This is a genomic window from Roseovarius sp. W115 (genome assembly GCF_032842945.2).
Classification (GTDB): Bacteria; Pseudomonadota; Alphaproteobacteria; order Rhodobacterales; family Rhodobacteraceae; genus Roseovarius; species Roseovarius rhodophyticola.
The window spans coordinates 1,702,281-1,728,751 of sequence record NZ_CP146606.1; the positions used below are offsets into that span (position 1 = coordinate 1,702,281).

Below are 26,471 nucleotides of genomic sequence, written 5' to 3' on the forward strand. Positions count from 1 at the left end.
TGCGCGCCGTGGCGCGTGATGTCGATGGAACGTCTGTTGCGTTCAAATGCTCCAACCCATCTTTCATGTGGTTGCAAGATTGTATCGGCGATGCCGCCGGGGCTGCGGCAAACTATGCGCTGGAGGCCAATGCCGGAACAGTTTTCACCCGTGATTTTGATATCGTGGCGGGATCTGTCGAAACCTCACTTGGTGGGTCTGTAACGCCCTTCTGAACCAGACGCCGGGCAAGCTCGGACCAGTCAGGAATATCTTCGGGCCTGTGCGGAAACTCTTCGCACAGGTCCATTGCGTTTGGGGTGTTGTATCCGAAAATCGATGGGTTACCGGAAGAGCAGAGCCGGTCCGGTCCAAGGATCGGCAGGCCGAAGTGTCGATAAAGAAGCATCCTGTTGGAATTGGTGACCTGATACTCAATCCCCGGCTTGTCGAGATAGGGCGAAAGCCCAATATCCGCATGAGCGATATGGGCAAGGGTCTTTTCAAAATTCTGCTCTCCGTGCCAGAACAGATTGCCGCGCTTTGGGGGAAGCTTCTTTAACCGGCCAAGGATGTGGACATTCCAGTTCGGGCGAGAGGTGGCGATGCGCATGATGGCTTCGACGTCGAGCTGTGTCGTGCCCGCGCAGACAACGATCTTGCAATTTGGGCTGTGCTTGTATGGATCGGCGTGAGGGTGATTGACCAAGGACTTTGGAATACCCATCGGATCGAGTGTGACATGCGTGTGCTTGGCAAAACGCTTCGCAAGGACAGGGCTGGCCGTGCTGATCCGGGTAAAGCACTCAAGGTTACGTTGCTCAGCCGCGATCAGTCCGTCGGGTGCGTTGAGCAGCCGGATGTCATCATTCACGCGATAGATGCGCTGGGCTTGTTGTGCATGGTGCGCAAGCGTTGGGGCCAGCAGGATGGGCGGCCCACTTTCACACATGGCAAGATCAGCTTGGCGCAGAGGCCCCTGCAAGCGGCGCTCCCAGTAGGCTGTGAAAAGTGGCCATGTGGTTTGCGCCAGTCTTGTGAGCCAGGTTTGGCGCAGGTTTATCGGGTGGACCGGGGCGTAGCCAAATATGGTTGTCAGATTCGGATTTGGATGCCAGACCCCTGTGCAGGGCTTGTCGTCCAGCGATGTCAGGCGCGGGTCGCCAAGTACCTGCGAGATCCAGGAAAACCCAACGGTGACATGTGTGACATGCCAGCCACTCTTTTGCAGGTGATGTGACACCCATAAAAGGCTTGGCCGACGTTTCTGGTTTGGGAAGTGACCGGTTAGAATAACGGCGCGCTTCATGTGAACCTCAGATGAGGTTTGGGCAGAAGAGCAAAAAGGCTGGTGTAGACCAACGTGCCGCAGAGAATTTGTGCGAGCATTGGCAAATTGGGCGTCGTCAGGACAAGAAAGCACGCGAGCCCCGCCGCAAAGAGTGGTGGTATTGCTGCTGAGAGGTCGGACGAAGTCAACGAAAGGCGCGGCAATGCCCGTCGAACATACCAAAGGCCGGTGAACATGGCCGCGATGGATAAGGCCAGTGCACAGATTTCGGCTGAGACCATTAGAGCCGGAAGTAAGAGTGCAGTGCTAAGGCATAGCGTCAGAATTGCTCGGTGCAGGACAAGTGTGGTTTCTAGTCGTGCGGTCAATGCCTGGTTCACCGGCATGATCACGGCGCTGCAAAATCCGAGACCTGCCAAGGCGCGCAAGATCGGTGCTGTGGCGCCTGCGTGTTCAGGTTCTAGAACTATACCAAGTATCTCGGGCGCAAACAGAAGGACAATCGCCCAGATCCAAGACGATAGCCAGGCCGCGTGTGCAAGATGCTGAGCAAAGCGTTGCTTGGCGCGCAGCGTATCCTGCGCCAGTTGAGGTAAGGCAATGAAGCGGAGCGGTGATAGAGTCAGCGCGTCAATCAGATTGTAAATACGTGCCGCAATCTGGAACGCGCCTGCGGACTGCAAGCCAAGCATCATCCCGATGGCCATCAGCGCCAAAGGCATCTGAGCGGCTCCAATAAAGTCGCGCGCGGCAATCTGGGTGACTTTTGGCAAGAGCAAAACAACCTTTGCAAATGTTGGCCAACCGGATGGAGACCAGCGCGCCAAATAGGCCGTTAGAAGGCAATTTCCGAGCGCATTTATCACTGCAAAGCTCACCAGGGCCCAGATACCCAAATCATAAATCAAAAGCCCGAGCGCGATGACTGCTGCCAGCGATTGTATGAAGATCGTTCGAAGCGCGAGCGCGCGCAGGCGCAAGCCTCGACGCAGAAGGCCTTCTGGCACTGCGCTGATACCGTTCAAGAGAGGGATGGCACTTAGGGCGATCAGTGCAGGTATTGCTGCAAAGTGGCCTATCACTCCAAAAATAAAGGTAAGACCAACACCAGACAGACAGGACAGAGCAAAGAGTGCGTTGAGCCTTGTTTGATACTTGCCGAGAACGATCACGCTCTCAGAGATGCCCGCACGATGCAGGCCCTGACTCAAACGGACCGGAGCGAAGGCAGTGGCGAAGAGACCGATTTCTGCCAGGGTCAAAAACCGGGTCGCAACAAGAAACAGTGCGGCGTTGATGCCCACGCGTGACCATTGCAAGCCAAAAGACCAGAGTTGCGTACTCATGCCGGAACCACTTTTGGATAAGATGCCAGAGCACGCATTATGGGTCGCTCTAAAAGCAGGTGGGTCAGAATGCCCAATCCAAGAGCCAGGCCTGTTACCAGTCCGATGTAAATCCACGCGCCCAGCTGCGTTTGTGGCAGGAGCGGCAAAAGCAACAGCGTCGCAGCGCGAAGGGCAAACCGATGAGACAGGTAAAGCGCGTAAGACGCGTCGCCAAGGAGCTGCCCGGGTGTTGCTCTGTTGGGACAAAGCAAAGTGCCGCTGGCCACAATCAAAGACGCGGGCAGGCCGGCAGCCAATACGCGGGGAATGTTGAAGGCATCAAGGAGTATCAGGAGAGCGACGCCCAAAAAGAGACCGGCAATGGCAAGCACGGTGTTTGGCCTGTGCCAGCCGGTTTGATAGAGCCGCGCCAGTCCCACGCCGAAGAGAAATTCAAGGATGAGAGGATTGGTCCAGAAAACGAATGCCGTGGTGGTGCCGGGATAGACCAGACCAGCGATGACGCAGGCCGAAAGGATTGCGGCAAGGGCGATCCGAGGAGAACGAAAGGCCAAGCACAGGGCAAACATCGCATAAAAGAAAACTTCGTAGTTTAGGGTCCAACCCAGAGAGAGGACAGGCGCGATGCGTCCATCTTCCCGGGCATAAGGCAGGAAGCTATAGGACGAAAGGATTTGAGCCGGATCGAGAGATGTGTCCTTGGTCGCACCGGGCAAGAAAAGCAGGACAATCACCATCAATGTGGTGAACACATAGTAGAGCGGTACAACTCGGAGCATGCGCCGTTTCAAGAAGTTAACAGGTTCCGCGCGCAACCGGTCAGCCGACAACGCAATGACGAACCCTGAAATGACAAAAAAGAGGTCTACGCCTCGGGTCCAGGGAACAGTATCTCCCGGAAGTGACAGGTCAAAATAGTGCTCGGCCTCGGCCAGTACGTGCCCGATCAGGACCATTCCGGCGGCGAGTGCTCGAAGCGATTGAAGTCCGGGCAGTTTCTGGGTGTTCGACAGTGTCACGCGATATGCGCTCTGCGGCAGCTTTTGAAAACGGGCCTTTCGGGGGGCTTTAATGAGCTCTTTGTGCGGCGCGCCACGCGGCAGATTACGGCTATGACCACCACGGAGAACAGGAAGTTCTGATGCGTGACATAGACGGAATGGCTGGAGAAGAGCAGAGCCGCCCCGATCTGTGCGTAGATTGCGGCCCAGCCGAGTGACTGGCAGGCGCGATGGAACACAAAGCGGAACAGAATTGCAAAACACCCGATTACCACCATGCCCAATACAGGGCCAAAATCGACGTAGGCGGTGGTAAAGAATGGAAACTCGCCACCGCCGAGAACGGCATTCAACTCGGGGATCTGGCTTGGGTTTGCACCATCAAAGAGACCATCGGTCAGGGTCAGGAATGTCAGCCCTTCGAACGTAAGTGCGCCATGCGTGTGGGGGATTGGGCGACTGAGCGGAGCAAGGCTGTTCCATGTGTCGTTGATTATGTAGAATGTCAGTTTCTGCCAGGCAATGTCGGCGGCGGAATGATCGAGACTTGGATTTGTGATGATCTCACGGGCGATCCAAAGCCCAAGAAAAAGACAAAGTCCCAGACCCAGAAACCGCAGGCCAAAAACATGCCCGCGCACAAGGCAAGCGGCGATGTAGGCTGAGAGCAGGAACTGTAACAGCAAGAGCCGCTGGCTCATGACGATGGGCAAAACGAAGAGAAGAACAAGGTTTAACACAAGCGTGATCTGGCACATACGCCGCGCTTTGGATGATAACTGGCCATGTGCCAGCAATGCCGCAGCAAGACAACCCGTGGCAGGCAAAGCAGCATAGAACAAGCGCATGCCGGTGAAGAGCTTGTTCTCCAAAAGCATGTCGCGGGTGTTCAGGCTGTCGACATAGACAGCCGTGGCTAGTTGCAGCAACCCACCTGCGCCACGTGCCGTTCCAGCGATCCAGAGCAGGGTCACAAAGGCAAAACAGGTGTTGATCGCGAAGGTTGCTTTTGCCGCAGCGTTCACGTCCAGACGCGGGTGAAATGGGCGTGGTTTGGGTAATGACAGGCGCGCAATCCAATCGGCCAGGATGTAGATTGTGAGGCTGAAGAGAACCCAGAGGATACCAGCCAAAGTGATGGCCGAGAGATCAAGATGCTCGCGCGCAATGAAGATTTGCACCAGCGGCAGGCGATCGAGCGACATAAAAGCCCAGATCGAGAAGGCGCCCGTCAAACCCCAGCAGCACAGCATCAAAGTCAGCGGTGATAGAGCTTGGCGCGTCATGCTGCAGCCTTATGGTGGCGCACACTTTCAAAGATTTCCAGATCGGGCGCGCAGAGATGTTCAAGGCGGGATCGTAGGTTGCGTGGAACCGACACGCTTTGCGGCGCGCGATTGCGATGCCAAAGGGGAAGTGGTCCGTTGGTTATTTCTCGCAAAGCAGCGTGACAGGCCTGGGGATCGGACAAGTCTCCGACAAGGTCAAAGCAGGACAGCGCGCGAATGGCACGGATCACAAGCGGACCGGTATCCTGTGCCTGCCCTTGGCTTTGGCCTGCGAAGTAGAAGAGATATTGTGAGGCCAGCCTGTGGGCGGCGCGGGTTTCGAGAAAGGCGTCCAGCGTATCGGGCCGCTGCGCATCAGGATGTTTGCGCTGCAGGTAATTGTAGTGCGACACGAACCGGCTGACGGGGTCTCGCAACAAGGTCAGAAAGCCATAGTTTTGCGCTTCATTCAGGTGCAAGTCAGAGTCGTATTGCACATGTCCGGAAATCATCCGAACGCCCCGTGCCACATGAGCGTGCAACTCACGTCTGCGCGCGGCGTAGTCGCTCAGGATGTGGGCTTCTCCGGTCAGGCTGAGATCCCCTTGGCCCAGTCGGATGGTGGCCTGTGATGTCAGGAAGCGCAGGCGCAGAGCTGCTCCAAAAGACGAGCCGCCGCATTTGGGTACATGGATATAGATGAAGCCTGCCACGTTGCTTTGAGCCTCCCTCTTGTGGTGGATCAGGTACAGGATGCAACACCCGGTGGGGTGTTAGCCTTTTGGTAAGATTCGCACGGCAGGGTTAACGGGTGCTTAACGTCCAAAGGAGGCTGCACCCGTATGCATATTGTGCATCTGATTACCCGTCTTCTGCGTGCAGGATCAGAAGAAAATACAGTCGAAACAATGCGCTGGCAGCTTGAAGCCGGGCATGAGGTCACACTGATCCATGGCTCTGACGCAGATCCCTTTTGGGACATGAACTTGCCCGAGGGCTTAGGGCGAATCGTGCTGCCTGATTTGGTGCATCCTGTCGATGCAAAGCACGATTTTCGCGCGATCCGCTGGTTGCGTGATATCTACAGAACCCTGTCGCCGGATATCATTCACACGCACCAGAGCAAGGCCGGTCTGGTTGGTCGGTTGGCGGCGGATGCTGTGCCAAATGCGCTTGTTGTACACGGCGTGCATATTCTGCCGTTTGAAGGCGTCAGCCCGATGAAGCGCGCAATTTACCTTGCGGCGGAACGCATTGCGGCGCGGCGCACCGACGCCTTTGTTGGAGTCTCAGAGGCGGTGTCGGATGCCTATGTCGACGCCGGTCTGGCGGATCCGGAGCAGATCTATTGTGTGCGTTCCGGCATGGGTCTGGATCGATTTCGAAACGCGCAGCTGCCGCCTGACTGGCGAGCATTGTCCAATGCCGATAAAGATGGTCGCCGTGCACCTGTGGCGCTGATGATGGCTGCGTTTGAGCCGCGCAAACGGCACATACCATTTCTGCGCGCGTTTGCACGTGTCGCGAACCGGTTGCCGCAAATGCGTCTGTTGCTGGCGGGACAAGGACCCGAAGAAAACCGCGTGCGCGATGAGGTGGCGCGTCTTGGGCTTGAAGATCAGGTGGTGTTTTGTGGGCATCGCGTTGATGCCGAAGCGCTCTTTGCTCTTGCCGATGTCTCGATACTTACCTCTGAACGAGAAGGTCTGCCGCGTGTCGTGGTGCAATCCATTGCCGCAGGGTGCCCGGTGCTGGCGCAAGCGTTGCCGGGTTTGGATGAAATCCTGGCGCATGACATCAACGGGTTGATCCTGCCGGCTGACAATATGGATGTGGTGGCGGATCAGCTGATCGAGGTGTTGGAGGAGCCGGCCAAGCGCACGCGCCTGTCTCGTGGTGCGCGACACACAGATGTCTCGGATTGGGAATTGGCGCGACTGGGATCGGGAACCGAGCGTTGCTATCGCAGCGCCTTGGGTAAACAGGAGCTTGTCCTGCAGGCCAAACTCGCATGACGTTGTTTATCAACGGGCGGTTTTTGACCCAGCCCTTGTCAGGTGTGCAACGATACGCGCACGAATTGGTGCGGGCGCTGGATAATCATTTGGCAAAGCATCCTTCGGTCAAGGCGCGGTTTGGGCAGGTTGTGGTTTTGACACCATTTGCATCCGGCACTCAGCGTAAAAATCTGCCCCGTTACCGCAGCATTGAAGTGTTTCCGACAGGCGCCTCACAAGGGCATGTGTGGGAGCAATCACGGCTTTATCAGATCAGCAAGGATGGTGTTCTTCTAAGCCTTGGCAATTGCGGCCCGCTTGCGCATGAGGCACATGTGGTTGCGTTTCATGATGCGCATGTCTTTGAAATGCCCGAAGCGTTTTCGCCGGGTTATCGTCGTTGGCATCGGTTTCTGCGGCCTCGACTGGCGCAGCGTGCCAAGGGCTTGATCACAGTGAGCCAACACTCGGCGCAGACTTTGGCACATTGGTTGGACGTGGATACAGATCGGTTCGCGATCGTACCGAATTCGGCGGAACATGTGCTTCGAATAGAAGAAAACCTGCAAGCCACCGAAGAGCATGGATTGAACCCAAAGAGATATCTTTTGTCTGTTGGCAATCAAAGCCCGAACAAGAATCTCATTCGGCTGATCGAAGCACATCGCGATGCGGGATCGGATGTTCCGCCCCTCGCCATTGTCGGAGACGCGCCGCGTGCGTTGAACATTGCAAAACTGGAAACTCAAAACGGATTGTATGTTCTGGGCCGTGTGTCCGATGCAGACCTGCGTGGACTGTACAAGGGTGCATTGGGTTTCGTGTTTCCATCCCTGAATGAAGGATTTGGCATACCGCCTCTAGAGGCGATGCAGCTCGGTGTCCCTGTGCTCAGTTCGAACGCCACGGCGATGCCCGAGGTGCTGGGCAATGCGCCGATGTGGTTTGATCCCCGGGATCAGCTTGGGATGACCTTGGCGCTCAAACGCTTCGCGGCAATGGCAGAAGAAGAGCGCAAAATTCGGATCACCAAGGGCTTGGCACGTGCAGGGCGCTATTCCTGGCGGGCCAGTGCAGAGGCGCTTGTAGAGATGTTGGGCCCCATGTTTGCTGCTGGTGCGAGACCAGTACGCAATCCGCGGCTGCGCAAGCTGATCAGCGCCCGGTAGGGCGAAAGATCACAGTCGCGGTGCGCAGTATGAGCGTCAGATCCCGAAGCGGCGTGATAGCGCGGGCATAAGCCATATCAAGGCGGAGACGCTCAGTGTAACACCCATCACTGCGACCCATGACTTGCCACAGGCCCGTGATGCCCGGACGCAGTTTGAGATAGACTTTGGCGTCAGGTCCATAGCGATCCAGTTCAGGTTTGGTGACGGGACGCGGCCCGACAAAGGACATATCCCCGCGCAGCACATTCCAAATCTGTGGCAGTTCATCAAGGCTGGTGCGGCGCAGAAACTGGCCAAGTTTTGTAATACGCGGATCGCGGCTGAGTTTCTGTGTCCTTCGCCATTCGTCAGCGGCCAGTGGGTCAGCATCAAGAAGTTCAGTCAAAAGCCGTTCGGCATTGGGCACCATGGTTCGGATTTTCCAACAAGAGAATTCTGCTCCGTTTCGACCTACCCGTTTATGGCAATAGAATCCGCTGCCACCTTGCAGGCGTATGAGCGACCACAACAGCCCAATCATCGGAAGCAGGATCGGCAAGAGCAAAACAGCGATTGCAATGTCCAAAAGACGTTTGCCCAGAGTTGAGTAGGCCAGCGAAAGAACAGATGCGGTCGAAGGAAAAGGGCGTGCGTGCGCGTGGTCCAGCATGGCCATAGGTTGGCTCCGTCGTATGTCCCCACTCACACGTCGATAACCAATCTTTAAGCATCGCAAGGTTTAACAAGCGGTAAACAAGACAGCTAAATTTTGCTGAAACCGGATAGTTTTTGTTCAAGCGGTCTCGAAGCGGACCTGCCCTGTCTCGATGATCGCCGCCGTCAGGCAGTCCGTGGCATAAGCGCCTGTGTCAATGGCGATGCGCCCGCCCTCGGCGATGGCTGCGTCGACAACCGTGTGCCCATGTACCACCCACATGCCGTCGGTGCGCGGGGTGGTCAGGAACGCCGGATGCCCCCAGCGCAGGGTCTGCGGTTTTTGATCCGCGATGGGTTGCGCTGGATCCGCCCCGGCATGAAGCACGGCCACATTGCCGGATTGCCAGAGCGTGGGTAGGTCCCTGAGCCAGGTCAGCATCTCATCGCCCATCGTTTTCACAAACACATCGCGCAGTTTGACAAGCTCTTCGCCACGTGCCGAAGGAGAGATCCCACCCAGACCAAAGCTTGCGACGGTCTGCATCCCGCCGTGCAAGAGCCAACGACCGCCTTGTTCAGGTGTATCAATAAACTTCAGCATCATGTCTTCATGATTGCCCGATAAACAGGTGATATCTGTTCGCTCCATCAGCAGGCGCAGCACCTCGGCGCTGTGATCCCCACGGTCGACATAGTCGCCCACGCAGATGATCGGAAGATCAGGCAGGCGTGGGAGCAAACGAGTCAAAAGGTCGATACGTCCATGGATGTCGCCGATGGCAACAAAAGGCGTGTCAGGCGCAGGCGGGCCGAGCTCGATATCTGGCTTGTTAAGAAAGTTCCGCAGCGCGTTAAGCATATATTAACGACCCGTCTCCGAGAATTTTAATCAAACTATCGCGTTGTGACGCGCGTGCCCACCTGTTTCGCGCAGCGTGGCGCGACTTGGGGTGAGAGTGTGAATGAGATTTAGGAACGCTGTTTGAGATTTACGGAATTTTTCCCTCGGCTCTTATGCTGTGTTCTGATCCTGGTTTTGGCATCACCCATGCAGCTCAGGGCCGAAACCCTGTCGACATTTGGTACGCCTGGTCTGATCGATATGCCAACCGCTGTGGTGCTGCCTGATGGGCATGTGGCGATAACCGCAAGCACGTTTGAGAACAACCAGCGTCATACGCTCACCTTTCAGGTTTTGCCGCGGGTTTATGGCTCATTTCGGTATTCAATCCTGCGCGATTTGGTTCCCACAGGTCCAAATGGTGGTGATGTGTTTGATCGCAGTTTCGATGTGCATGTCCAGCTCTTGGAAGAACGTCCAAACCGTCCGGCGCTGGCCTTTGGCTTGAGGGACATTGCCGGAACGAGCATTTTTTCCAGTGAATATGTTGTGGCCACCAAGTCGCTTGGCCCAAACCTTCGGGTAACCGGCGGTTTTGGATGGGGGCGATTGGCGCAGCGAGGCTCGTTTTCCAATCCGCTTGGGGTTTTGTCTTCTGGATTTGACACGCGTGCACCACGCGCCACCACGGGGCAGTTGGCGGTGGACTCGTTCTTTCAGGGACCCGTTGCTTTTTTTGGCGGGGCAGAGCTGCGGCTTAGCGATCGTTTGAGTTTGCAGTTCGAGTATTCTTCGGATGCCTATGACCGCGAGCGCGCGGCGGGTAATATCGATATAGACAGCCCAGTTAACATTGGGCTGACCTATCAGTTCGACCAAGGCGCGCAGCTTCGCGGGTATGTGGTTGGGGGAACGACACTCGCGCTGCAGTTCAGCTACTTGTTTGATCCCGCGAAACGTCCTGTGCCCGGTGGACGTGACAAAGCGCCTGTGCCCTTTTCCAGCTCGGCCGTGTCCAGTTTTGGCGATTTTGATGACCCTACAACCCGCGAGAAAGCGCAGGCGCAGCTGTTCAAACAGCTTGATCAGGAAGGGCTCACACTTCAGGGCTTCAAAATCCAAGGTGGCCGGGCACTGGTGCGCGTTGAGAACCGGCGCTGGGATGTCGAGGCACAGGCTGTTGGGCGCGCAGCGCGTCGGCTGGCAAAGGTACTGCCTGCACAGATTGACGTCTTTGAAATCACAGTGCAGCGACGCGGCACCCCGATCAGCACTATCACGCTGAACCGTTCTGATCTTAAAGAGCTTGAACGGCACTACGACGGACCCTGGCGAAGTCTGACGCGTGCACGCATTGCAGATGAACATCGTGTTGATCAGGCAGGTGAACCGAAATCAGCATTCCCCGTTTTTGACTATTCTGTTGGGCCTTATGTCGCGCTGTCGTTTTTCGACCCGGACCAACCCGTGCGCGCGGATGCCGGGATACAGGTAAATGCCGATTATCGCCCATCGCCGGGCCTGACGTTTTCAGGGGTGTTTCGCCAGCCGTTGGTTGGAAACATTGATGATGCGACACGTATGTCTGACTCAGTTTTGCCAAGGGTGCGCTCGGATGCTGTGCTCTTTGCACAGCAATCTAATTTTGAGATCAACGAGCTTACCGCAGAATACCTATTCCGCCCCGGCGCTGATCTCTTCGGGCGCATCACCGCTGGATATCTTGAAAGCATGTTCGGTGGTGTGTCTGCCGAACTACTCTGGTTTCCTATTGAAAGCCGTTTGGCGCTTGGTGCAGAGCTGAACTATGCCCGGCAACGCGATTTCGACATGCTCTTGGGTTTTCAGGATTACGATGTCCTGACAGGCCACGGCTCTGTCTACTATGATCTTGGCCATGGCTTTACCACGCAACTTGATGTCGGTCGTTATCTCGCGGGTGACTGGGGCGCTACATTTTCGTTGGCGCGGGAATTCAACAATGGATTCAAAATCGGTGGGTTCTTTACACTCACCGATGTGCCGTTTTCTGAGTTTGGCGAAGGCTCATTTGATCGCGGAATTACCGTGGAAATTCCCATATCGTGGTTCACCGGTCGTTCCTCTCGCCGCACTTTCCGGCAGGTGATACGCCCGCTGCAACGTGATGGCGGCGCACGGCTGAACGTGAGCAACCGGCTCTATGAAGCGACCAGGGATTACCGGGCGCAAAGACTTAGCGCGGGCTGGGGACGGGTGTTCCGATGAAGCGTGTTTTGGTACTCATGAGTGCAATCTTCGGTTTGCTGGGCTGTGGCACTTTTCAGGCCCCGGAGACACGTCGCTTACTGGCGCAAGTTACTGGGCAACCGGAAGAAATCGCGCCGCGCTACGCTACTCTGATCAAGTCAAAGGCGCCTGCTTTGCAAATCGGGTTTCCTGACCTAGGCAAAGGGGGCGGGACGCTTTTGCTGGAAAGGCGCGAAGGCGCTTTTGAATACTGGCTCAGCCCCGAAGGCGCTCAGGTCATTCTGCAAGGCGGAATGCTGCATGGATTGCATGGCTTTGGAGAGGGGCTTTTGGCCTCGGAACTGACCGAACCCCTTGCGTTAGTTCGCGCGCTACACCCGGGCGTGTCTGACCGATTCCAGACCTTTTTGGATGGCGGTGATCGTGCCGTCACGCGGACCTATCGCTGCACCATCGAACGCATCGGCCCAGAGGACATCGCCCTGGCAGATCGTCTGGTGAGCACCGTTCTGATGGTCGAACGGTGTCGTAGCCTCGATCAGTCTTTTGAGAATTTCTACTGGGTTGTGCCTGCGAGCGGCCAGATCGTCTTGTCGCGCCAATGGGCGGGGCCGTTTCTTGGCGCGCTGTCAACACGTGTTGTGCCGTGAGCGTGCTGATGAAAACTAAAAGGAGACGTGTGAGATGAGGATGATCATTCTTCTGGTATCGATGATTGCGTTGACGGCGTGCGGTGCTGTTTATCGATCCTCGTCCGTAAGCCCCGGTTTGCAAAACGGCACTCAAGTGCGTGTCGTGCCGCTCTCGGCTGAGACAGTGGTGCAGGCCAATCGCTCAACCTACACGCCCAAAACACTTCCAGCTGTGTTTTCCCTGACTGCGGGCACAGGTGGTGGGGTGCGCAGCGTGGGCACGTTACCGCAACCTACATTTGATGCCCAGCTCAAGCCCGAAACCCTCGACGTGCGTTTGCCACCTTCGACAAGGCCGGGTCCGTACCGGATTGGCGTGGGGGATGTGCTTGTGCTGACCACACCAGACACTGGCGTATTGCTCTCAGAGTCGAGTGTGCCGTCTGGTCTCAGGAATGGAAGGCAGGCCTACACGGTGCAGGATGACGGTGCGATCAACATTCCCTCTGTTGGGCGTGTTAAGCTTGCCGATCTTACAATTGAATCCGCTGAGGCGGAGCTTTTCCAGAAAATGGTGACCAATCAGCAGGATCCGACCTTCAGTCTTGAGATCGCCGAATTCAATTCGCGGCGCGTCTCGGTGGGTGGCGCCGTGGCCGCCCCTGCAGTGGTGCCGGTAACGCTGACGCCGCTGTCTCTAGATGCCGCGTTGGCGGCAACGGGGGGTGTTGCGGTGCAGGATCAGGACAGTGCATCGGTGCGGCTCTACCGCGATGGATCACTTTATCAAATCCCGCTCAGTGTGCTTTATGCGCGGCCTGATCTTCTCAAGACCCGGCTTCTCGACGGCGACTCCGTCTTTGTGGACACCGAGTACGAACTTGGCAAAGCGCAGGCGTTCTTTGAACAGCAGATTGCGCTGGTAGCTGCCCGCCAGCAAGCCCAACAAGCAGCCTTGTTGGAGTTGCAGACCGAAGTCAGCCTGCGTCGTGCGCAGCTCACAGAAGCGCGCAGTAACTATCAGGCGCAAGTGGCGCTCGGGGCAGACAAGAATGACTACGTCTACCTGACCGGTGAATTCCGTGAGCAAGGGCGGTTCGCTTTGCCTTTCGAGCGCCGTGCGGTCCTGGCAGATGCGCTCTTGGCGCAGACGCGGGGTTTTTCGGTGCAATCGGCGGACATATCACAGGTCTATGTGCTGCGCGCCTCAAGCGACCCGCGGGAATTTGGAGCGGTCACGGCCTGGCATCTTGATGCCCGCAACGCTGCGAGCTTTACCCTCATGACCCGTTTTGAGTTGCGTCCCAACGACGTGATCTTCGTTGCACAACAGCCCATCACGAAATGGAACCGTGCGGTGTCACAGATATTGCCCTCTTTGATCAACGTGAGCCGGGTAGCGGTGGAGTGAGGGTGTTAAACCACAACCTCCATTTCTTCTTGTTTCCCAACACCAAACACCCGCTTGTAGCGGTCAATCTGGTCTTGGGGGCCCATCGCCTTGCGCGGGTTGTCCGAGAGTTTGACCGTTGGTGTGCCATTGGCGGCCACGGCCTTGCAGACAAGAGAGAAAGGCGCGAGGCTATTGTCGGTGGTGAGGTCTCGGAAGTCGTTCGTGAGCAGCGTGCCCCAACCAAACGATACTTTCACCCGGCCAACGAATTGCTTGTGCAACGACAGGATTTTCTCCTCGTCCAGCCCGTCAGAAAAGATGATGAGTTTTTCTTTTGGGTTCTCACCTCTCGCCTTCCACCAATTGATCGCAGTTTCAGCGCCCTCGGCTGGGTCTCCAGAATCGATGCGAATTCCCGTCCATCCTGCCAGCCAGTCTGGGGCGGCATCGAGAAATCCCTTGGTGCCGTAGGTATCGGGCAGGATGATGCGGAGATTACCATCGTGTTCTTCGTGCCAGTCCGAGAGCACCTCATACGGTGCCTGGCGCAGGGCCTCATCGTCCTTGGCCAGGGCGGCATAGACCATCGGCAATTCATGCGCATTCGTGCCGATGGCCTCAAGGTCGCGGTTCTTTGCAATCAGACAGTTGGATGTGCCAACAAATGCGCCTTCCAGTCGTTCGGTCATGGCCTGAACGCACCAATCCTGCCAGAGGAATGAGTGCCGCCGTCTCGTGCCGAAATCGGCGATGCGAAGCCCCTCAACGTCACGCAGGCGCTCGACTTTTTCCCAGAGTTTGGTCATCGCGCGGGCATAGAGCACCTGAAGTTCGAACTTCCGCAAAGTGTTCAGTACCGCCCGAGAACGCAGCTCCATCAAAACCGCCAAAGCGGGAATTTCCCAGAGCATGACTTCGGGCCACTTGCCCTCAAATGTCAGCTCATACTGCCCGTCACGTTTCTCCAGATGGTACGGCGGCAGGCGCAGGTTCTCAAACCAGTCCATGAATTCCGGTGTGAACATCTGACGTTTGCCGTAAAACGTATTGCCGCGCATCCACGTGCTTTCGCCACGTGACAGCGACAGAGAGCGGATATGGTCAAGCTGTTCGCGCAACTCGCCCTCATCCACCAGCTCTGCCAAACGCACGGATTTGGTGCGATTAATAAGTGAGAAGGTGACGTTGGTGTCGGGTTTGTTTCGAAAAACTGACTGGCACATCAGCAGTTTGTAGAAATCCGTGTCGATCAAAGACCGGACAATCGGGTCGATCTTCCACTTGTGGTTCCAGACGCGTGTGGCGATGTCGACCATATGTGGCCTCCAGGGCAAATTCAGCGATGTCCTTTAGATCAAACAGCTCCTGAATCCGCAAGTTACCGCTTCGGAATGTGTTTCTTGCCGCGCTTGATACAGTTTCCTGGCCTGAGTTTCCTGGTCTGAGCGGCCTGCGCGGACGTGGCTCAACGACGTCGACACCTGAATGTGCTATAGTAGGCTATTCTCAATGGAGGATTTGCCATGCCTATGAGTGCAACCGATATTGAGTTGGTACAGCGTAGTTTTGCGCATGTCCGGGCCGAGTTGGAAACCCACTCTGACGTCTTTTATACCGCTCTCTTTGAGCGCGCCCCCGCTTTGAGGGCTTTGTTCAGGGATGATTTGGAAGGTCAGGGCATGAAATTCATGACGACCTTGCGGTTCGTTGTGCGCAACCTTGGCGATCAAAAAGCCATGGATGAAAAGCTGGGTCAGCTGGGCCACGCACATGCAACCCTTGGCGTAAAGACGGCCGAATTTGACCCAATGGAAGAAGCGCTGATCGACACAATAAGAAACACCTTACAGGACTTGTTCACACCACAGTTGGAATCAGCTTGGAGAGCGGCCTACGCAGAGGCACGCGATACAATGGTACATTCAGGTGGTATTGTCGGCTAACGACGTCTGGTCGGATCTGTCAGCCGCCATGAACCGCTTTGCTGTCTTCCGGTGTCTCGTCGCGCTCGAACATGCCATAGTCGCGGATCACGCTGACCACCCGCAGACGGTAGTCGTCAAACATGATGTCGCGGCCTGCCTTTTGTGCGTTGCGATGGGCCGTCAGGCAGCGCCATTCATCGAGCGCAGCTTCGTCGCGCCAGAAACTCAGTGACAGGAGTTTACCGGGTGTCGTCAGGCTCTCGAACCGCTCAACTGAAATGAACCCGTCGATTCCTTCGGCCAGAGGCCGCATTTTGGCCGCCATGTCGAGATATGCGTCTTTTTGATCTGACTTTGGATGAACTTCGAAGATGACGGCGATCATTTTGGGTCTCCATGCGGGTGTGACACACATTTCACAAAGGTCCGCCTCTCGCGCAACAGGAACTTCTCTGACCTCGCGAATTCGTAATTGGCCTTGCCCAGTGGATCGGCCGCCAATCTTGCGCGATAGGCCTCATATTCTGCTAGTGAGCGGATGTTGTAGATACCATAGGCAAGGTTTGAAGACCCTTCATGGGGCGCAAAGTATCCGATCAGGTCGGCGCCGCAGCGCGGGATGGCCTGACCCCAGGCGCGGGCGTATTGGGTAAAGGCATCACGATTGTTGGGATCGATGTCGTATTCAATGATGCAGGTCAGCATGGTGTATCTCCTTTGTGTTCGACACTAATGGCCTATGGACGTGATTAGATGCTTCGGTTAACGTCGAACTATGAAAGACGGTCCTGACATCTCTCGTGTTGCGTCCCTTATTGGCGACCCTGCCCGCGCCAACATCCTGACAGCGCTGATGAGCGGCAAAGCTCTTACAGCCAGCGAACTTGCGAATGAGGCTGGCGTGACGTTGCAAACTGCATCCTCACATCTGGCTAAACTGGAGAGCGGCGGATTGATACGCCTTCGCAAGGAAGGGCGGCACAAGTATTTTCGCTTGTCCGGAGAGGAAGTGGCCTCTGTGCTCGAGGCTTTGATGGGTCTGGCGGCAGGTACAGGCCATTTGCGTCACCGACCGGGCCCCAAGGACCCCGATTTGCGCAGGGCGCGCGTGTGCTACAATCATCTGGCAGGTGATATGGGCACGCAGATGTTCGACAGCCTGAAATTCCAGAGCTTTTTGTCCTCGAACGGTGATCGTCTTGCACTGACGGCAAAGGGGCGGGCGTTTGTGACCAAGTTCGGAGTGGATTTGGACCATCTGCCCAAGTCCCGCGCGCCGTTGTGTCGCGAATGCCTTGATTGGTCCGAACGGCGATCACATCTTGCGGGTCAGCTTGGACGCGCGATGTTGGCCCGGATGGAAGCTTTGGGTTGGTCCAATCGGATCGAGGGCACGCGTGTGGTGCGGTTCACACGACATGGAGCGGCGGCGTTCGACCAGTGGTTTGGCGTGCGCATGTAGCGACCCTGACGGTCATGCAGAATGCCCCGCAATAAATACATCCAGATTGCGGCTGTGATAAGTCCAGTGTAAACCCCATGCATGGCAATATCGGTCGAAACCTTTTTCCTTGCTCCTGGCGCAGAGGGCACGCTTCAGGCGCAGATCCAGCAGATGATCGCCCAAGGCATCCTGTCGGGACGTTTCCGTAAAGGTGAAAAGCTCCCATCTTCGCGTCAGCTCGCACAGCACCTTGGAGTCAGCCGGATCACCGTCACGCTGGCCTATACAGAGCTTTTGGCCAACGACTATCTCGAAAGCCGCGACCGGTCTGGGTACTTTGTTTCTGAAAACGCGCCAGAGCCACCGCAGTTTCCGCCGCGCGTGTCCCGCCGGGACGTCGTTGATTGGACGCGTGCGTTGGGGCGCAAATTTACCGGCGGCGCGATGCCGGACAAACCCAAAGACTGGTCGCAATATCCCTATCCGTTTATTTACGGCCAAACAGATCCAGGCCTGTTCGATCATGCAAGCTGGCGGCACTGCGCGCTTAGGGCGCTGGGACAGAAGGACTTTCAATCTCTGGCGGCGGATCACTATGATCAGGATGATCCACAGTTAATTGAGTTCATCGTGCGTCACACACTGCCGCGGCGGGGGATACTGGCCGAACCTGGTGAGGTGCTTTTGACAATGGGCGCGCAGAATGCGCTTTGGCTGACGGCACAGGTTTTGTTGACACAGCGCCGGACGGCCGCGGTCGAAGAACCATGCTATCACGCTTTGCGCGATATTCTGACTCAGTCACGGTGTCATCTGGTCTCTGTGCCTGTCGATCGTGACGGGGTGCCGCCCGACCTGCTTCCCAGCGAAGTAGATGTCATCTTCACGACGCCCAGTCACCAGTCGCCAACCAATGCGACAATGCCTCTGGAGCGGCGACAGGCGCTCTTGCAGGAAGCCAAAAAGAGGGATGCGCTGATCGTCGAGGACGACTATGAGTTTGAGATCTCGTTCCTGCGCGCGCCGCTACCTGCGCTCAAGTCGCTCGATACGGATGGCCGCGTCATCTATGTTGGCAGTTTTTCCAAGTCTATTTTTCCCGGTTTACGACTGGGCTACCTTGTTGGGCCCGAGCCTTTCATTCGCGAGGCGCGCGCGCTTCGGGCCAGTGTCCTGCGTCATCCTCCGGGGCATATGCAGCGCACAACTGCGTATTTCCTCAGCCTCGGATATTATGACAGTTTGATCCGTCGCATCGGTCAGGTCTATGCCCGCCGTCGCAAAGTTATGGAGGCCGCACTTGATGCGCATGGTTTGGGTGTGGAAGGGCGCGGCGTGTTTGGCGGCAGCTCTATCTGGATGCGTGCGCCTGAGGATGTGGACACGGAAAAACTGGCCGAGGCTCTAAAAGCCAAGGGTGTTCTGATCGAGCCGGGATTGCCCTTCTTTGATGCAGAGCAGGCGCCCAGAAACAACTATCGTTTGGCTTACTCTTCGATTCCTTCAGAAAAGATACCAGCGGGCATCGCGATTCTGGCTGAAACTTTGCGGAGCTGGGTTGACCATTAAGGCTCGAAGTCAGGGACATGAAAGCGTATTATAAACAATACTTTAAAGACATTGTTCGGCTATGTGAGGTCGCAAGGTATTTGCCAAAAAAGTCAAAAAATGAGATGCAGTGTCTCAATAATTCCCACTTCTGGACATAGAATGCTTGACCATCTGGCCCTAGAATGGGAGCGGGACCGAGTCTAGTTTCCCTTCAAATGCGCCGGGAGACCGGCTCCTTTGCTATTGGATAGGAGCACACCCATGAAGATGACGACCGAAGAAGCCTTTGTCAAAGTTCTGCAACGCCACGGCATTCAGCATGCTTTTGGTATTATTGGTTCGGCGATGATGCCGATCTCTGATATTTTCCCTGATGCTGGTATCCAGTTCTGGGACTGCGCCCACGAAGGCTCCGCAGGCATGATGTCTGACGGGTACACGCGCGCCACCGGCAAAATGTCGATGATGATCGCGCAAAACGGCCCCGGCATCACCAACTTCGTGACAGCCGTGAAAACAGCTTATTGGAACCACACACCCCTTTTGCTGGTTACACCACAAGCGGCCAACAAAACCATCGGTCAGGGCGGTTTCCAGGAAGTCGAGCAGATGAAATTGTTCGAAGATATGGTTGCCTATCAAGAAGAAGTCCGCGACCCAAGCCGTGTGGCAGAGGTTCTGACCCGTGTGATCAGCCAAGCCAAGCGTTTGTCTGGCCCAGCACAAATCAACATCCCTCGCGATTTCTGGACACAAGTTGTCGACATCGAAATCCCAGACCCGATCGAATTCGAAGCCAGCCCCGGCGGCACCAACTCTGTTGCTGAAGCAGCCGCGCTGCTCTCTTCCGCGAAAAACCCTGTCATCCTGAACGGCGCGGGCGTTGTACTGGCCAAAGGTGGTCTGGAAGCCTCCCAAAAACTGGCAGAGCGTCTGACCGCCCCAGTTTGTGTTGGCTACCAGCACAATGACGCCTTCCCAGGCAACCACCCGCTCTTCGCAGGTCCATTGGGCTACAACGGCTCCAAGGCCGGCATGCAGCTGATCTCTGAAGCAGATGTTGTTCTCTGCCTCGGTACGCGCCTCAACCCATTCTCCACACTGCCAGGCTATGGCATCAACTACTGGCCAGCGGATGCGAAAATCATTCAGGTTGATATCAACCCGGATCGGATCGGTCTGACCAAGAAAGTCACTGTTGGTATCGTCGGTGATGCGGCGAAAGTGGCGGAAGGCATTCTGGCCCAGCTGGCGGATGATGCCGGTGACGCAGGCCGCGAAGAGCGCAAAGCGAACATCGCGCAGAAGAAATCTGCATGGGCGCAAGAGCTGACGTCCATGAACGAAGAGCAAGACGATCCAGGCACCAACTGGAACGAGCGTGCACGTGCCGCGAAGCCAGATTGGATGTCCCCACGGATGGCATGGCGCGCGATTCAGTCCGCACTGCCACGTGAAGCGATCATCTCTTCCGACATCGGCAACAACTGCGCGATCGGAAACGCTTACCCAAGCTTCGACGAAGGCCGCAAATATCTGGCACCCGGCCTCTTTGGCCCATGTGGTTATGGTCTGCCTTCCATTGTTGGTGCGAAAATCGGTCAGCCTAACGTTCCAGTTGTTGGCTTTGCGGGAGACGGTGCCTTTGGCATTGCTGTGAACGAACTGACGGCGATTGGCCGCGGCGAATGGCCTGCGATCACGCAGATCGTCTTCCGTAACTACCAGTGGGGTGCGGAAAAGCGTAACTCGACCCTCTGGTTCGATGACAACTTTGTTGGAACAGAGCTTGATGAGCAAGTGTCTTACGCTGGCATCGCTCAGGCTTGTGGCCTGAAAGGTGTGGTTGCGCGGACGCAGGAAGAACTGACCGATGCGTTGAACCAGGCGATCAAGGATCAAATGGAAAACGGCATCACCACACTCATTGAGGCGATGATCAACCAGGAATTGGGTGATCCGTTCCGCCGTGATGCGATGAAGAAACCTGTCAAAGTTGCTGGCATCAGCAAAGACGACATGGTTGAGCAAGTCGTATAAACCACGAAACGGGCCGGGATATGACTGCAAAACCTATTGCGTTGCTGCTGTCGGATCCCCGGCCTGAACCCGCTACGATTGCGATGAGCGAAGGCACGGACCCTCGCATCGTTCAAGGCGCTCTGGCGGCTGTGAAGCAAGGCTTTGCGCACGTGATCCTTGTAGGTGATGCCAGCACGATTGAAGCTGAGCTCGCCAAACATAATGCGCTGGGCAGCGATGGGGTTGAGGTGCATGATCCGGAAAACTCGCCCTTGCACGACGAGTTTGCCAAGGCATTTTTTGAGCTGCGCAAGCATAAAGGCATCGATGAGGTCAAAGCGCAGGCTGCTGTTCAAGATCGCCTGACCTATGCGGCCTTGCTGGTACGTCAGGGATATGCCGATGGCACGGTCGGCGGTGCGGTTGAAACGACGTCCAATGTCGTGCGCGCGGCTATTCAGGTCATCGGCAAGGCACCATCCGCCAAGCTCGTGTCGAGTTTCTTTCTGATGTACCCGCCGGATGCGGCACCTGACGGCGCACGTGCCATGCTGTATTCCGATAGCGGTTTGGTCATTGATCCAAATGCGGAAGAGATGGCAGCAATCGCTGCTGATGCGTCGACCTCGTTCAGGGCGTTGATGCGGGATGATCCAAAAGTTGCGATGTTGTCTTTCTCGACGAAGGGGAGCGCCAAGCATCCGATGACCGAGAAGGTGGTTGAGGCCACCGCACGTGTGAAGTCGGACCACCCTGATCTAAACGTCGATGGCGAACTGCAATTTGACGCGGCCTTTGTGCCGTCAGTCGGCGCGAGCAAGTCGCCGGGATCGGACGTGGCGGGTCAAGCAAACGTCATGGTGTTCCCAAATCTCGACGCGGGGAACATCGCTTACAAGATCACGCAGCGTGTCGGCGGTTACACGGCCATTGGTCCTGTGCTTCAGGGTCTTGCAAAGCCTGCCAATGACTTGTCGCGTGGGTGTGTGGCAAGTGACGTTACAGAGATCATCGCCGTCACAATTCTTCAGTCGCGCGCTAGCACGGCGTGAGGACTCTGTGACGCGTTAAACCTGATTTTTCGGAACATCTGTTCCTGAAGATCAGCGAAACAGGAAAACAGTCGCGAAGGTCGGGAAACTGGCCTAACGTGATTTGAATGCGAACAGGGAAGGCAAGTTGATGCTCGATCAGCCCAAGGTAGATACGTCGCCCAAAGTGTCCGACGAGGTGCGCAAAACGACCTGTTACATGTGCGCCTGCCGCTGCGGCATCAACGTGCATATGAAGGATGGCAAGGTGGCCTATATCGAGGGCAACCGTGATCATCCGGTGAACAAGGGCGTGCTCTGTGCCAAGGGCAGTGCCGGTATCATGCAGCACAATGCACCGTCTCGCTTGCGCGCACCTTTGAAGCGGGTTGGCCCACGTGGGTCGGGTGAGTTTGAAGAGATCAGCTGGGATGAAGCGCTGGAGATCGCCGCGGGCTGGTTGGAACCCATTCGTCAGGAAGACCCCAGCAAACTGGCCTTCTTCACTGGGCGCGACCAAAGTCAATCTTTCACCAGCTTCTGGGCACAAAACTTCGGAACGCCCAACTATGCCGCGCATGGTGGCTTTTGCTCGGTCAACATGGCGGCGGCTGGCATCTACACGATGGGTGGTGCGTTCTGGGAGTTCGGCCAGCCGGATTGGGATCACACCAAGCTTTTCATGATCTTTGGCGTGGCTGAAGACCATGACAGCAACCCGATCAAGATGGGCATCGGCAAGATCAAAGCGCGTGGCGCCAAGGTTATTGGCGTGAACCCCATTCGTAGCGGCTACAATGCCGTGGCTGATGAGTGGGTTGGGATCACGCCGGGGACGGATGGCTTGTTCATTCTGGCGCTGGTGCACGAATTGCTCAAAGCGGGCAAGATTGACCTCAATTACCTCGCGCAATTCACCAACGCGCCGGTATTGGTCAACTCTGACCCCGACTCGCCGGAATACGGCCTCTTGATGCGCGACAAAGATGGCAAGCTACTGGTCATTGATCGCAAGACGGGCAAGCCCGCGCCGTTTGACAAAAAAGGCGTCAAGCCTGACCTCTCGGCGACCTATCGTCAGGCGGGCATCACGCATCGTCCGGTTATGCACCTTCTGGCCGAGCGCTATATGAGCGATGAGTATTCGCCCGAAAATGTGTCGGATCGTTGCGGCATCAGCGCGCGCCGGATCAAGGCGATTGCCGCGGAACTTGCGCGCGTGGCTTTTGAGGAAGAGATTGTCCTCGATCACGAGTGGACGGATTTCCGTGGTGAAAAGCACAAAACCATGGTCGGTCGGCCTGTGAGTTTTCATTCGATGCGCGGGATTTCGGCGCACTCCAATGGCTTCCAGACCTGTCGCTCACTGCACCTTCTGCAAATCCTGCTCGGCTCGGTTGAAGTGCCGGGTGGCTTCCGGTTCAAGCCGCCCTATCCCAAACCGGTGAGCATTCATCCAACGCCGCATTGCAAGGTGACACCGGGTAAACCGCTCGATGGTCCACATCTGGGCTTTGTGCGTGGACCCGAAGACCTGGCGCTTAAGGATGACGGAAGCCCGGCGCGCATTGACAAGGCCTACACCTGGGAAAATCCGATGAGCGCCCATGGCCTCATGCATATGGTCATCTCCAACGCCTATGCGGGTGATCCTTACAAGATCGACACGCTCTTTATGTACATGGCCAACATGTCCTGGAACTCGTCGATGAACACCCGTGGCGTGATCGACATGCTGACCGATAAAGATGAAAGCGGCGACTATGTTATCCCGCGTATTATCTATTCGGATGCGTATAGTTCTGAGATGGTTGCTTACGCCGACCTTGTCCTACCCGACACCACGTATCTGGAGCGGCATGACTGTATCTCGCTTCTGGACCGCCCGATCTGTGAGGCAGACGGAGCCGCCGATGCGATCCGCTGGCCGGTGGTTGAGCCGGACAGGGATGTGAAAGGCTTTCAGACCGCTCTGATCCTGCTTGCCAACAAGATGGGTCTTCCCGGCTTCACGAACGAAGATGGCAGTGCCAAATATCAGGATTATGCGGATTACATCGTCAATCATGAGCGCAAGCCAGGTATCGGTCCGCTTGCAGGGTGGCGTATGGGTGAGAAAGGCCTGACTCACGGGCGCGGTGCCCCGAACGAGGCACAACTTCAGAGCTACATCGCCAATGGTGGGTTCTTTGTGAAGCATATCCCCGATAACTGCGCCTATATGAAGCCGTGGAACATGGGGTATCAGGATTGGGCCGTCGAGCTTGGTCTCTATGACACGCCGCAACCCTATATTTTTGATCTCTATGTCGAGACGATGCGCAAGTTCCAATTGGCAGCTGAAGGGCATGGTGAACGGCAACCGCCCGATCACCTGCGGGAACGGGTCAAGAAGACACTGGACCCGCTGCCAATCTGGTATCCGCCCTTTGAAGATGACCATGTGGATGCGAATGAGTATCCGGTGCATGCGCTGACGCAGAGACCCATGGCAATGTATCATTCCTGGGGCACGCAAAACGCGTGGCTGCGGCAGATTCACGGGCGTAATCCACTCTACGTTCCCACCAAGATATGGGAGGCCGAACGCTTTGCCGAAGGCGATTGGGCGTCTGTGTCGTCGGCTCATGGCGAGATCACAGTCCCAGTGGCGCATATGGCGGCGCTGAATGAAAACACCGTCTGGACCTGGAATGCGATAGGCAAACGCAAAGGCGCCTGGGCCTTGGACAATGACGCGCCGGAGGCCACGAAAGGGTTCCTGCTCAACCATCTCATTCACGAGCTGCTGCCGCCCAAGGGCGATGGTCTGCGCTGGGCCAACAGTGATCCGATCACGGGGCAGGCTGCCTGGTTCGACTTGCGCGTGAAGATCAAAAAGACCCACGCCCCCGCCGAGGCACAACCGGCCATGGCGCCGATCAAATCCCCGGTGGGACAAGGGCCTGATGAATTGACATGGAAGGTGGGCAAATGAGCACGGCCCAAAACTTTTCAGAAAAGTTTGGGCAAAAGTCTTTTGAAGACTTTTGCTGCGGAGGATTGGCATGACGACGCTACCTGAAAGCACCCAACGCAAGATGGGTCTGGTGATTGATCTTGACACTTGTGTGGGTTGCCACGCATGTGTGGTGTCCTGCAAAGGCTGGAACACCGAGAATTATGGCGCGCCGCTGAGCGACCAAGACCCTTATGGTGCCAATCCTTCCGGCACGTTTCTCAATCGGGTGCATTCCTACGAAGTTCAGCCTGCTGAAGGCGCGGCGCAGCTTATTCACTTCCCAAAATCCTGTCTCCATTGCGAAGACGCACCATGCGTGACCGTATGTCCAACTGGTGCGAGCTATAAACGCGTGGAAGATGGCATTGTTCTGGTCAATGAGAGCAACTGCATTGGCTGTGGTTTGTGTGCGTGGGCCTGCCCTTACGGCGCGCGCGAGATGGATGCCGCCGAAGGCGTTATGAAAAAGTGCACGCTTTGTGTGGACCGTATCTACAACGATAACCTGCCTGAGGAAGACCGGGTGCCTGCTTGTGTGCGGACTTGCCCGGCAGGCGCGCGGCATTTCGGGGATCTGGGCGACCCTGAAAGCGATGTGTCCAAACTGGTCGCGGAACGCGGCGGGATGGACCTCATGCCGGAACAAGGCACCAAACCGGTGAACAAGTATTTGCCGCCGCGCCCTAAAGATCAGGTCATGGCCGCACCTGAGGCTGAGATTGACATTCTTGCCCCGCTGCTGGCCCCGGTTGCCGAAGAACCCAAAGGGTTCATCGGCTGGCTCGACAAAGCTCTGGAGAAAATCTGATGCATCCAGCCCCGTCCGTTATTGTTTTCACCACCCTTTCGGGCCTCGGCTTTGGTCTTTTGTTCTGGCTGGGCTTGGGTTTACCAGCCGTGACAGGCTGGGTTGCTTTCGTGTTTTTTGCCATCGCCTATGCTTTGGCAGTGGGTGGTCTTATGGCTTCGACCTTTCACTTGGGTCATCCCGAACGCGCGATGAAGGCATTCACGCAGTGGCGCTCGTCTTGGCTTAGCCGGGAGGGCGTTTGCGCCGTGGCAGCGTTGATTGTCATGGGCGTCTATGCTGCGGCTATCGTGTTCTTTGGCGTCAGGCTGGCTGCTTTGGGCGTGATTGGCGCAGTGCTATGTGCCGGAACGGTTTTCACCACCTCCATGATTTACGCACAGCTTAAAACCGTGCCGCGTTGGAATTCGCCTCTTACCTCCGTGTTGTTTCTGTCGCTGTCGCTTGCTGGTGGCGCATTGCTGGCCGGGCAGACGCTAATTGCACTGGTGCTTTTGCCTGTTGCAGCTGCAGCGCAGGTTGCCTGGTGGTTTGTTGGTGATAAGGCTTTTGTCAAAAGCGGCACAAATCTTGCGACAGCAACCGGCTTGGGCAATATCGGCGCTGTTCGGGCATTCGAGCCGCCTCACACGGGAACAAATTATCTGCTGCGGGAGTTTGTGCATGTGGTGGGACGCAAGCATGCCGCGAAACTGCGGATGATTGCTTTGGCGTTTGGCTACACGGTGCCATTTGTGCTGTTGCTGGTGCCGTTTTCACACGTGGTCGCACTTTTGGCAGTTGCCAGCCACTTGGCCGGGATCGCCGCGTCACGCTGGCTCTTTTTTGCAGAAGCCGAGCATGTTGTGGGGCTCTATTACGGCAAGCGCTGAGTACGGCCAGGCGCTGATACTGCCGGGCG

Annotated in this window: 23 protein-coding genes; 13 read left to right on the top strand and 10 right to left on the bottom strand. The window is 56.4% G+C overall.

Annotation, left to right across the window (positions count from 1 at the left end):
* Positions 1-112: 112 nt before the first annotated feature.
* From RZS32_RS08640 to RZS32_RS08660, 5 genes are read right to left on the bottom strand one after another with little or no spacing between them, the layout of a single operon-like run.
* On the bottom strand, positions 113-1,288 hold the full coding sequence (locus RZS32_RS08640; protein WP_317056588.1) for a hypothetical protein: 1,176 nt from the start codon (positions 1,286-1,288) through the stop codon (positions 113-115).
* Positions 1,285-2,616 carry an oligosaccharide flippase family protein gene (locus tag RZS32_RS08645; RefSeq protein ID WP_317056589.1) on the bottom strand — a complete coding sequence of 444 codons (1,332 nt, stop codon included), beginning with the start codon at positions 2,614-2,616 and terminating at the stop codon, positions 1,285-1,287. The genes RZS32_RS08640 and RZS32_RS08645 overlap by 4 nt, the downstream gene beginning before the upstream one ends.
* On the bottom strand, positions 2,613-3,638 hold the full coding sequence (locus RZS32_RS08650; protein ID WP_317056590.1) for an acyltransferase family protein: 1,026 nt from the start codon (positions 3,636-3,638) through the stop codon (positions 2,613-2,615). The genes RZS32_RS08645 and RZS32_RS08650 overlap by 4 nt, the downstream gene beginning before the upstream one ends.
* Entirely contained in the window at positions 3,635-4,906 is a 1,272-nt protein-coding gene (locus RZS32_RS08655; protein WP_317056591.1) for an oligosaccharide repeat unit polymerase, read from the bottom strand. Before RZS32_RS08655 ends, RZS32_RS08650 begins: the two co-directional genes overlap by 4 nt.
* On the bottom strand, positions 4,903-5,601 hold the full coding sequence (locus RZS32_RS08660) for a sulfotransferase family 2 domain-containing protein (protein ID WP_317056592.1): 699 nt from the start codon (positions 5,599-5,601) through the stop codon (positions 4,903-4,905). Before RZS32_RS08660 ends, RZS32_RS08655 begins: the two co-directional genes overlap by 4 nt.
* Positions 5,602-5,730: 129 nt before the next feature.
* Here RZS32_RS08660 and RZS32_RS08665 point away from each other — a divergent pair, with 129 nt between their 5' ends.
* On the top strand, positions 5,731-6,903 hold the full coding sequence (locus RZS32_RS08665) for a glycosyltransferase (protein ID WP_317056593.1): 1,173 nt from the start codon (positions 5,731-5,733) through the stop codon (positions 6,901-6,903).
* On the top strand, positions 6,900-8,054 hold the full coding sequence (locus RZS32_RS08670) for a glycosyltransferase family 4 protein (RefSeq protein WP_317056594.1): 1,155 nt from the start codon (positions 6,900-6,902) through the stop codon (positions 8,052-8,054). Before RZS32_RS08665 ends, RZS32_RS08670 begins: the two co-directional genes overlap by 4 nt.
* Here RZS32_RS08670 and RZS32_RS08675 read toward each other — a convergent pair.
* Together RZS32_RS08675 and RZS32_RS08680 are read right to left on the bottom strand one after the other, a co-directional pair.
* Positions 8,041-8,712, bottom strand: coding sequence for a sugar transferase (locus RZS32_RS08675; RefSeq protein WP_317056595.1), 672 nt, complete (start codon positions 8,710-8,712; stop codon positions 8,041-8,043). The two genes, RZS32_RS08670 and RZS32_RS08675, sit on opposite strands and share 14 nt — an antisense overlap.
* Positions 8,713-8,829: 117 nt before the next feature.
* Complete coding sequence (locus RZS32_RS08680) at positions 8,830-9,552, bottom strand: metallophosphoesterase (protein ID WP_317056596.1); 723 nt, start codon at positions 9,550-9,552, stop codon at positions 8,830-8,832.
* A gap of 189 nt (positions 9,553-9,741) precedes the next feature.
* On the opposite strand from RZS32_RS08680, the gene RZS32_RS08685 reads away from it, so the two are divergent.
* Genes RZS32_RS08685 through RZS32_RS08695 form a run of 3 tightly spaced genes read left to right on the top strand, consistent with a single transcriptional unit; the run spans position 9,742 to position 13,806 of the window.
* A complete protein-coding gene (locus tag RZS32_RS08685; RefSeq protein WP_317056597.1) occupies positions 9,742-11,781 on the top strand; it encodes a YjbH domain-containing protein in 2,040 nt (679 codons plus the stop codon).
* Positions 11,778-12,413: a YjbF family lipoprotein gene (locus RZS32_RS08690; RefSeq protein WP_339106894.1), complete on the top strand. Its 636-nt coding sequence runs from the start codon at positions 11,778-11,780 to the stop codon at positions 12,411-12,413. Before RZS32_RS08685 ends, RZS32_RS08690 begins: the two co-directional genes overlap by 4 nt.
* Positions 12,414-12,447: 34 nt before the next feature.
* Positions 12,448-13,806 carry a polysaccharide biosynthesis/export family protein gene (locus RZS32_RS08695; protein ID WP_317056599.1) on the top strand — a complete coding sequence of 453 codons (1,359 nt, stop codon included), beginning with the start codon at positions 12,448-12,450 and terminating at the stop codon, positions 13,804-13,806.
* A 5-nt stretch (positions 13,807-13,811) separates the two neighbouring features.
* On the opposite strand, the gene pncB is transcribed toward RZS32_RS08695, so the two are convergent.
* Positions 13,812-15,104: a nicotinate phosphoribosyltransferase gene (pncB, locus tag RZS32_RS08700; protein WP_317056600.1), complete on the bottom strand. Its 1,293-nt coding sequence runs from the start codon at positions 15,102-15,104 to the stop codon at positions 13,812-13,814.
* Between the two features lie 207 nt (positions 15,105-15,311).
* Here pncB and RZS32_RS08705 point away from each other — a divergent pair, with 207 nt between their 5' ends.
* The gene (locus tag RZS32_RS08705) at positions 15,312-15,731 is read left to right on the top strand and encodes a globin domain-containing protein (protein WP_339106895.1); all 420 of its coding nucleotides are present in this window, start codon (positions 15,312-15,314) and stop codon (positions 15,729-15,731) included.
* Between the two features lie 19 nt (positions 15,732-15,750).
* On the opposite strand, the gene RZS32_RS08710 is transcribed toward RZS32_RS08705, so the two are convergent.
* Both RZS32_RS08710 and RZS32_RS08715 read right to left on the bottom strand, forming a co-directional pair.
* Positions 15,751-16,098 (bottom strand): antibiotic biosynthesis monooxygenase family protein, encoded by a 348-nt coding sequence (locus tag RZS32_RS08710; protein WP_317056602.1) that lies wholly within the window; start codon positions 16,096-16,098, stop codon positions 15,751-15,753.
* Positions 16,095-16,418, bottom strand: coding sequence for an NIPSNAP family protein (locus RZS32_RS08715; protein ID WP_317056603.1), 324 nt, complete (start codon positions 16,416-16,418; stop codon positions 16,095-16,097). The genes RZS32_RS08710 and RZS32_RS08715 overlap by 4 nt, the downstream gene beginning before the upstream one ends.
* A gap of 70 nt (positions 16,419-16,488) precedes the next feature.
* Here RZS32_RS08715 and RZS32_RS08720 point away from each other — a divergent pair, with 70 nt between their 5' ends.
* From RZS32_RS08720 to RZS32_RS08750, 7 genes are all read left to right on the top strand, one after another.
* Complete coding sequence (locus RZS32_RS08720) at positions 16,489-17,175, top strand: ArsR/SmtB family transcription factor (RefSeq protein ID WP_317056604.1); 687 nt, start codon at positions 16,489-16,491, stop codon at positions 17,173-17,175.
* An 81-nt stretch (positions 17,176-17,256) separates the two neighbouring features.
* The gene (locus tag RZS32_RS08725) at positions 17,257-18,726 is read left to right on the top strand and encodes a PLP-dependent aminotransferase family protein (protein ID WP_317056605.1); all 1,470 of its coding nucleotides are present in this window, start codon (positions 17,257-17,259) and stop codon (positions 18,724-18,726) included.
* Positions 18,727-18,969: 243 nt separating this feature from the next.
* Positions 18,970-20,748: a sulfoacetaldehyde acetyltransferase gene (gene xsc, locus RZS32_RS08730; protein WP_317056606.1), complete on the top strand. Its 1,779-nt coding sequence runs from the start codon at positions 18,970-18,972 to the stop codon at positions 20,746-20,748.
* A 20-nt stretch (positions 20,749-20,768) separates the two neighbouring features.
* Positions 20,769-21,782: a phosphate acetyltransferase gene (pta, locus tag RZS32_RS08735; protein WP_339106896.1), complete on the top strand. Its 1,014-nt coding sequence runs from the start codon at positions 20,769-20,771 to the stop codon at positions 21,780-21,782.
* A 130-nt stretch (positions 21,783-21,912) separates the two neighbouring features.
* Positions 21,913-24,738 carry a molybdopterin oxidoreductase family protein gene (locus RZS32_RS08740; RefSeq protein WP_422395948.1) on the top strand — a complete coding sequence of 942 codons (2,826 nt, stop codon included), beginning with the start codon at positions 21,913-21,915 and terminating at the stop codon, positions 24,736-24,738.
* A 70-nt stretch (positions 24,739-24,808) separates the two neighbouring features.
* On the top strand, positions 24,809-25,570 hold the full coding sequence (locus RZS32_RS08745; protein WP_317056608.1) for a 4Fe-4S dicluster domain-containing protein: 762 nt from the start codon (positions 24,809-24,811) through the stop codon (positions 25,568-25,570).
* Positions 25,570-26,442, top strand: coding sequence for a dimethyl sulfoxide reductase anchor subunit family protein (locus tag RZS32_RS08750; protein ID WP_317056609.1), 873 nt, complete (start codon positions 25,570-25,572; stop codon positions 26,440-26,442). The genes RZS32_RS08745 and RZS32_RS08750 overlap by 1 nt, the downstream gene beginning before the upstream one ends.
* Positions 26,443-26,471: the final 29 nt, after the last annotated feature.

Coding starts and splice junctions, on each gene's coding strand:
- RZS32_RS08640 (WP_317056588.1), bottom strand. CDS start 1,288: ATGAAGCGCGCCGTTATTCTAACCGGTCACTTCCCAAACCAGAAACGT.
- RZS32_RS08645 (WP_317056589.1), bottom strand. CDS start 2,616: ATGAGTACGCAACTCTGGTCTTTTGGCTTGCAATGGTCACGCGTGGGC.
- RZS32_RS08655 (WP_317056591.1), bottom strand. CDS start 4,906: ATGACGCGCCAAGCTCTATCACCGCTGACTTTGATGCTGTGCTGCTGG.
- RZS32_RS08665 (WP_317056593.1), top strand. CDS start 5,731: ATGCATATTGTGCATCTGATTACCCGTCTTCTGCGTGCAGGATCAGAA.
- RZS32_RS08670 (WP_317056594.1), top strand. CDS start 6,900: ATGACGTTGTTTATCAACGGGCGGTTTTTGACCCAGCCCTTGTCAGGT.
- RZS32_RS08675 (WP_317056595.1), bottom strand. CDS start 8,712: ATGGCCATGCTGGACCACGCGCACGCACGCCCTTTTCCTTCGACCGCA.
- RZS32_RS08680 (WP_317056596.1), bottom strand. CDS start 9,552: ATGCTTAACGCGCTGCGGAACTTTCTTAACAAGCCAGATATCGAGCTC.
- RZS32_RS08685 (WP_317056597.1), top strand. CDS start 9,742: ATGCAGCTCAGGGCCGAAACCCTGTCGACATTTGGTACGCCTGGTCTG.
- RZS32_RS08690 (WP_339106894.1), top strand. CDS start 11,778: ATGAAGCGTGTTTTGGTACTCATGAGTGCAATCTTCGGTTTGCTGGGC.
- RZS32_RS08695 (WP_317056599.1), top strand. CDS start 12,448: ATGAGGATGATCATTCTTCTGGTATCGATGATTGCGTTGACGGCGTGC.
- pncB (WP_317056600.1), bottom strand. CDS start 15,104: ATGGTCGACATCGCCACACGCGTCTGGAACCACAAGTGGAAGATCGAC.
- RZS32_RS08705 (WP_339106895.1), top strand. CDS start 15,312: ATGCCTATGAGTGCAACCGATATTGAGTTGGTACAGCGTAGTTTTGCG.
- RZS32_RS08710 (WP_317056602.1), bottom strand. CDS start 16,098: ATGATCGCCGTCATCTTCGAAGTTCATCCAAAGTCAGATCAAAAAGAC.
- RZS32_RS08715 (WP_317056603.1), bottom strand. CDS start 16,418: ATGCTGACCTGCATCATTGAATACGACATCGATCCCAACAATCGTGAT.
- RZS32_RS08720 (WP_317056604.1), top strand. CDS start 16,489: ATGAAAGACGGTCCTGACATCTCTCGTGTTGCGTCCCTTATTGGCGAC.
- RZS32_RS08725 (WP_317056605.1), top strand. CDS start 17,257: ATGGCAATATCGGTCGAAACCTTTTTCCTTGCTCCTGGCGCAGAGGGC.
- xsc (WP_317056606.1), top strand. CDS start 18,970: ATGAAGATGACGACCGAAGAAGCCTTTGTCAAAGTTCTGCAACGCCAC.
- pta (WP_339106896.1), top strand. CDS start 20,769: ATGACTGCAAAACCTATTGCGTTGCTGCTGTCGGATCCCCGGCCTGAA.
- RZS32_RS08740 (WP_422395948.1), top strand. CDS start 21,913: ATGCTCGATCAGCCCAAGGTAGATACGTCGCCCAAAGTGTCCGACGAG.
- RZS32_RS08745 (WP_317056608.1), top strand. CDS start 24,809: ATGACGACGCTACCTGAAAGCACCCAACGCAAGATGGGTCTGGTGATT.
- RZS32_RS08750 (WP_317056609.1), top strand. CDS start 25,570: ATGCATCCAGCCCCGTCCGTTATTGTTTTCACCACCCTTTCGGGCCTC.